Here is a 6,239-nt window from a genome sequence, read left to right as displayed (position 1 = left end):
CTTCTTCGCGACCTCCTTGACCAGCTCGGCGCCGATCTTCTCGTAGGGGTCCTCGAGCTCGATCTCCTTGGCGATGCTCACACCATCGTTGGTGACGGTGGGCACCCCGTAGCCGGTGTCCAGCACGACATTGCGGCCGCGCGGTCCGAGCGTCACCTTGACGGCGTCGGCGAGGATGTTCATGCCCCGCTCGAGGCCACGGCGGGCGTCTTCCCCGAACGCGATCAGTTTTGCCATCTGTGTCGTCCTTCACGTATCGCGCCGGATGTCCGGCACTGTTCGGACCGACCTGCGATGGCTACGGCTGCGTCGCCCCGGAGCTGCATCCCATTCGGCTTAGCACTCGCATGTCGCGAGTGCTAAGTCCAGTGCAGCACTCATCGGCCCGGATCACAAGCCCGGCCGGGCGGCGCGGCGCCCGTCGCCGATCAGGCGTACCGTTGCCGCGTCGCCCGGTCTCGGGCGACTGCCGGCACAACCGCACCGCGAAGGCAGCCATGATCATCGCAAAGTCCAGCGTCCTCGCCGCACTCCGCAGCCGAGGTCAACATGATCGCGCCGCCTGGGTCGACAGGTCCCTGCCCGAAGACATCGACACAGCCCGAAACGCGGGACTGCTCGACCTCCTCGCCCTCGACGTGGCGAGCATGACCGGCAAGGCACACGCCGCGCCGCGGTAGGCGCCACCGCAATCCGACGACGGCTGGGGAGCGTGGCACGCGTGGAGTTCGACGTGACGGTCGAGAGTCCGAAGGGGACCCGCAACAAGTACGAGATGGACCGGCACACCGGCCGGATCCGACTGGACCGCACCCTGTTCACCGCCACCCAGTACCCAGAGGACTACGGCTTCATCGAGGACACCCTCGGCGAGGACGCCGACCCGCTCGACGCGCTCGTGCTGACGCGCGAGGCGACGTTCCCTGGCTGCCAGATCCGCTGCCGCGCGTTCGGCATGTTCCGGATGCGCGACGACAAGGGCCCGGACCCGAAGGTGCTCTGCGTCCCCACCGCCGATCCACGCCTGACCTACCTCCAGGACCTCCCGGACCTGGATCCGTTCCACAAGCTGGAGATCCAGCACTTCTTCGAGATTTACGAGGACCTCGAACCGGGCAAGGCCATCGACGCCGAGCACGGCATCTGGGCGGACCGGGCGGAGGCCGAAGCGGAGGTCACCCGGTCCCGCCTGCGGGCCGCGCGGAACGCCCGCACGGCGCGGCCGCACGCCGGGTAGGCCGCGCCGTCAGCGCAGCAGGTGGCGACCGTGGGACGGCAGACGTCACTGCGGGCCGGCGGCCGCCGGGCGGCAACCGTCCGGCTGCCGCAGCAGGTCGTTGAGCTCCGAGCTGAGGTGCTGGTCGTAGACCGCGACCGTCGCCGTCCGGGGGCCCGCCGCCCGCGCCTGCTCGCTGCTGCGCCGGTCAGCGATCGCGAAGAGCCATGCCTGCGCGTCCGCGTGCCACCGCTGTGACACCGGCGCCAGCCGCCACACCTCGACGAAGACCGCCCGCGTGACGCACACCGCGGCCACGTCGTCCAGCCCGGGACGAATGTGAGCGAGGATCTGGTGCACCATCAGGCGGTACAGCCCGGCAAGCGCAGCCGGGTCGCCGTCGGCGATCTTCCGGACGAGCCTGTCACAGGTTGCCGCGACGGCGATCGGACCGGCATGACCGCCGAGCATGAGCCCTCCTGCGGTGGACGAGGTGTCGATACCACCGGGGTCCGGAGCGGCTGTGGTAGCGACCGTACGCCGCGACCCACGCGTGCCGCCACCCGCACAGCGTCAGCGCCGATCGATGATCTGGGCGGCCGGTGCGCGGCGCGGCCCCGGCGGTGGCATACCGGCCCGGCCGAGGCGCAGCAGCAGGTACGGGTAGCCCACGCAGCCGATCATCATCTGGACGGCCTGCCGCGTGGCAACCACCTCGACGGCCGCGCTCAGCGGCAGGACGGAGGCGCCGGCGGCGGTCGCGGTCAGCCAGCCGGCGGACAGTGCCTCACCCGCGCGCAGCCAGTCCTCCGGCTCGTCGGTGTGGCCGTACAGCAGCACGAAGGTCGCGCCGGTGCCGTCGGTGAGGCCGGCCGGGCCCACGCCGGTCGCGCGGTCCCCCGATCCGACCGGCACGGGGCGGCCACCGGAGGCGACCCGGGCAAGCTCGAGCACCTCGTCGGGGTAGAGCACGTGCAGCGACGTCTCCTCCGCCCGCACCGCGAACGAAACGGCCCTGAGCTGCGCGGCCGCGATCGGCGCGCCGGTGACGGGGGTCCGGTCGGTGCGGCGCAGGGGCATGCTGTCCACGAGCGGTGCCTCGGCCGGTTCCGCCGGCGAGCGCTCCTTGAGCCGCAAGGACGCGAGCCGGTCCGGGTCGGCCCGGTCCGGCCGGCGGTTGATCGTGAGTCGCCAGCCGGCCGCCACCAGCGCGATCCGCGCGTGGTGCAGGGCCGCCCCGCAGCTGATGATCGCCAAGCGGCCGTCCGCGTCGACGTCGTCGTCGACGCAGGTGCGGTCGTGGTACAGGGACAGGGTGTTGCCGGTCAGCCGCCACCGCCACGGCTGGGAGTCGAGAATCGACGGCGCGAACCCGGCCGCGTTGGCTGCGGCGAGGAGCGCGTGGATGACGGCCTGGGCGCCGATCGGATGGATCGTCGCATCGCCCAGCGACGCGCCGCCGGCAGCTGGACCTGTCGAGTCGTGACGGCGATCGGGCCTGGGCTTGAACTGCATGACCCGCATCGGGCTGAGACCTCCGGACCAACGCCGCAGAACACGGCGGGTGCAGGCGAGAAGGAGTAGTCGCCCCGGCCACATGCGGCCGCATCACCACGGGCCGCGCAGCCAACCCTACGCCAGTTCGCGCGCAGACCCTATGATGCGCGCCCCTTCGTCCAGGGAAGAACGTCCGGAACACCACCCCGTCAGCGTCGTGCGCCGTTCAGGCCCTCATCTTCCTGATGGCGCGCGAGGTGACGACATGCACGGCGCGCGCTCGGTGACCGGATCCGCCGCCGAGCGGCTCAGGCGTTGAGGTAGGTGAGCACGGCGCGGACCCGGCGGTTGTCGTCGTCGGACGGCGGCAGGTCCAGCTTGGCCAGCAGGCTGTTGATGTGCTTGCTCACGGCCTTCTCGGTGATACCCAGCTTGGCCGCGATCGCGGAGTTGGAGCGGCCCTCGGCCATCTCGCCGAGCACGCCGAGCTCCCGCGCGGTGAGTACCGCGAGCGGCTCCCGGCGGGCGAGCAGCTGAGCGATCACTTCCGGATCCATGGCCGTGCCACCGCCGGCGACGCGGTGCACGGCGTCGATGAACTCCCCGATGTTGGACACCCGGTCCTTAAGCAGATAGCCGACGCCGCCGTGCGGCGTGGCCAGCAGTTCGCGCGCGTAGAGGGGCTCCACGTGCTGGGACAACATCAGCGTCGGCAGTCCCGGTATCCGGCTCCGGGCCGAGATCGCCGCCTGCAGCCCTTCGTCGGTGAACGTCGGCGGCAACCGCACGTCGATGACGGCGACGTCGGGCCGGTGCTCGACGAGCGCGGGCAGCAGGGCCGGCCCGTTGTCGACGGACGCGACGACGTCGAAGTCGAACGCCTGCAACAGCCGCGTCAGCCCGTCCCGGAGGAGGGCATGGTCTTCGGCAATGACAACACGCACGGCAGCTCCATGGTGATGACGGTGGGCCCCGACGGCGGGCTCGACAACGTTACGGTGCCGTCGAACGCGGCGAGACGGCGCTCGATGCCGCGCAGCCCCGAGCCGCCCGCCGGGTCGGCGCCTCCGACACCGTCGTCGGTGACCACGATGTTCAGCGCTCCGCCCGCATACCCCATGACCACTGATCCGTGCCGGGCTTGGCTGTGCCGGACCAGATTGGTCAGCGTCTCTGCGACGGCGAAGTACGCCGCGGACTCCACCGGCGTGGCCGGGCGCCCCGGCAGGTCGACCTCGACCGAGATGTCCACCGGCAGCCCGATCGCGAGCGCGCGGACGGCCCCGGCCAGGCCCCGCTCGGCCAGGACGGGCGGATGGATGCCGCGGACGAGATGGCGCAGCTCGACCAGCGCAGCGCCGCTGGACTCGCGGGCCTCGACGAGCAGCTTGCGAGCGCCGGCGGGGTTGCGGTCGAGCAGCTCGTCGGCAAGGCCGATCACCATGCTCAGCGAGACCAGTCGCGCCTGGACGCCGTCGTGCAGGTCCCGCTCGATGCGGCGCAGCTCCGCCGCCTGGGCGTCGACCGTGTCGGCCCGGGTCACCGTCAGCTGGGTGATACGCAGCCGGAGCTCGGCGTTCTTCGTCGGCGCGAGGAACAGGTGCGCGAAATGGGCGTCGACCCGGCGCAGCCAGGGCGCCACCGACAGGCCGGTGGCCAGGATGGCCGCGCCCTGCGGTAGGCACAGCAGGCCTGCGCCGACTGACTCGACGGACCAGATCACGCCGTAGCCGTACCAGCCGGTGCCGAGCCAGATCCACAGCGGCGTCAGCGTCAGACCGGCGATCCCGTAGAGCGGCACGAGTACACCGGCGGCCCCGAGTCCGAAGCCGACCAGGGCCCCCGGCACGAGCCAGGCGAGGTCGCGCCAGGTGGCCGGGTCCGTCACCGTCCACCGGAAGCGTTGCCAGCCGCCGGGCAGCGCCCGCTCGGGCGCCGGGTGGTAGGGGCGTCGCACCAGCACACCGGTCCGCGACGCGCGCCGGCGCTCCAGGTCCGCGCGCATCCGCACCAGGCTCATCGCCCAGGGAGTGAGCGCCAGGCCGAGGAACGGCACCGGGCTGAGCGCCAGCGCGACCACGGAGATGAGCAGCAGCGGCAGGTTGGTGAACGCCAGGCCGACGGCCGCCAGGGCGGACAGGGCGCCGTGCATGCCCTGGCCGGCCCATCGACGCACCGGTCTGCCGGTCCCGCTCACGTTTCCATTCTGCCAGTCGCGGGTGCGGCCCAGCGGTGGTGACGGGGGGTGCTACCACCCCCGTGCCGGGGAACCTGGCGCTCCTGACGAAGCTGCCAGCGCCAGGTGTACTGGACATATGACGATCACGATGACGCCGCGGTCGCCGTCCGGCAGCGACTTCGCCGTCCTGGCCCGGCGGATCAATCAGGCGGGACTCATGCAACGCCGGCCCGCCTACTACGCCGCCCGGATGGGCGTCGTCACGCTGATGCTGCTCGGCGGGTGGACCGCGTTCGTCCTGATCGGCTCGTCATGGTGGCAGCTGGTGACCGCCGCCGTCCTCGCGGTCACGTTCACCCAGGTCGCCCTCCTGGCCCATGACCTGGCGCACCGCCAGGTGTTCCGCACCAAACGGCCCAGCGAGCTCGCCGGGCTACTGGCCGGCAACCTGGCGGTCGGCATGAGCTACGGCTGGTGGATGGACAAGCACACCCGCCACCACAACAACCCCAACCACGACGACCTCGACCCAGACGTCGCTCCCGAGGTGCTCATCTGGGCAACCGAATCGGCCGTCGGCCGGCGCGGACTGGCTGGCTTCATCACCCGGCACCAGGCCGGCCTGTTCTTCCCGCTGCTCACGCTGCTCGCGATCGACCTGAAGGTGTCCAGCGTCAAGGCCTTGCGCCGCAGCGGGATGAAGCGCCGCCGGCTGGAGATCGCGCTGCTCGTACTGCACGCGACGGCCTACCTCACTGCGCTGCTGACCGTCCTGTCCCCGCTGCAGGCCGTCGCCTTCCTCCTCGTGCACCAGGCGCTGTTCGGCGTGTATCTGGGCATGACGTTCGCGCCGAACCACAAGGGCATGCCGCACCCCTCCGGCGACGAGGACTTCCTCCGCAAGCAGGTGCTCACCTCGCGCAACGTGCGTGGCAGCCGGCTGACCGACGCGGCGCTCGGCGGCCTCAACTACCAGATCGAGCACCACCTCTTCCCGGGCATGCCGACCCCGAGCCTCCGCCGGGCCCAGCCGATCGTGGAGGCGTACTGCGCCGACATCGGTGTGCCGTACGAGCAGACCAGCCTCGTCACCTCCTACCGGCAGGCCCTGCGGTACCTGCACGACGTGGGAGCGCCCGCCCGCACGGAGCACGCGGCCCGCTGACCGACGGGCGATCACCGCCACTCACGGCGCTGTTGCATTGAGCGATCGCCGCCGAGGCCGCCGGGCAGGCCGTACGCGACGCCCGCGACGCCAACGAGATCGTGGGAAAGCTGGGCTCCTCCTCGACGGAGATCGGCAACGTGCTGAACCTGATCACCTCGATCGCGGAGCAGACCAACCTG

8 protein-coding genes are annotated in these 6,239 nt (G+C 71.5%); 3 read left to right on the top strand and 5 right to left on the bottom strand.

Annotation, left to right across the window (positions count from 1 at the left end; all coding sequences use genetic code 11):
• The coding region (locus tag ACFY3L_RS54465) for a TCP-1/cpn60 chaperonin family protein (protein ID WP_389343901.1) at positions 1–237 on the bottom strand (237 nt) is incomplete at its 3' end.
• 260 nt (positions 238–497) lie between these two features.
• Here ACFY3L_RS54465 and ACFY3L_RS54460 point away from each other — a divergent pair.
• A complete protein-coding gene (locus ACFY3L_RS54460) occupies positions 498–680 on the top strand; it encodes a hypothetical protein (RefSeq protein WP_389343898.1) in 183 nt (60 codons plus the stop codon).
• 41 nt (positions 681–721) lie between these two features.
• A complete protein-coding gene (locus tag ACFY3L_RS54455; RefSeq protein WP_389343895.1) occupies positions 722–1,237 on the top strand; it encodes an inorganic diphosphatase in 516 nt (171 codons plus the stop codon).
• Positions 1,238–1,282: 45 nt separating this feature from the next.
• Here the strand turns inward: ACFY3L_RS54455 and ACFY3L_RS54450 are convergent, their stop codons facing one another.
• The 4 genes from ACFY3L_RS54450 to ACFY3L_RS54435 all read right to left on the bottom strand — a co-directional run bounded on the left by ACFY3L_RS54450 (position 1,283) and on the right by ACFY3L_RS54435 (position 4,910).
• Positions 1,283–1,687, bottom strand: coding sequence for a hypothetical protein (locus ACFY3L_RS54450; protein WP_389343892.1), 405 nt, complete (start codon positions 1,685–1,687; stop codon positions 1,283–1,285).
• Between the two features lie 102 nt (positions 1,688–1,789).
• Entirely contained in the window at positions 1,790–2,740 is a 951-nt protein-coding gene (locus ACFY3L_RS54445) for a nitroreductase (RefSeq protein WP_389343890.1), read from the bottom strand.
• A 281-nt stretch (positions 2,741–3,021) separates the two neighbouring features.
• Positions 3,022–3,657 (bottom strand): response regulator transcription factor, encoded by a 636-nt coding sequence (locus tag ACFY3L_RS54440; protein ID WP_360570206.1) that lies wholly within the window; start codon positions 3,655–3,657, stop codon positions 3,022–3,024.
• Entirely contained in the window at positions 3,609–4,910 is a 1,302-nt protein-coding gene (locus tag ACFY3L_RS54435; protein ID WP_389343888.1) for a sensor histidine kinase, read from the bottom strand. The genes ACFY3L_RS54440 and ACFY3L_RS54435 overlap by 49 nt, the downstream gene beginning before the upstream one ends.
• Positions 4,911–5,028: 118 nt before the next feature.
• Between ACFY3L_RS54435 and ACFY3L_RS54430 the strand changes: the two genes are divergently transcribed.
• Positions 5,029–6,057, top strand: a complete 1,029-nt coding sequence (locus tag ACFY3L_RS54430) for a fatty acid desaturase family protein (RefSeq protein WP_389343885.1) — start codon at positions 5,029–5,031, stop codon at positions 6,055–6,057.
• The last annotated feature ends 182 nt before the right edge of the window (positions 6,058–6,239 follow it).

The sequence above is a fragment of the Dactylosporangium sp. NPDC000521 genome (assembly GCF_042898305.1).
Lineage (GTDB): Bacteria > Actinomycetota > Actinomycetes > Mycobacteriales > Micromonosporaceae > Dactylosporangium.
Note: the sequence above shows the minus strand (reverse complement) of the source record. Positions and strands in the feature narration are given on the sequence as shown.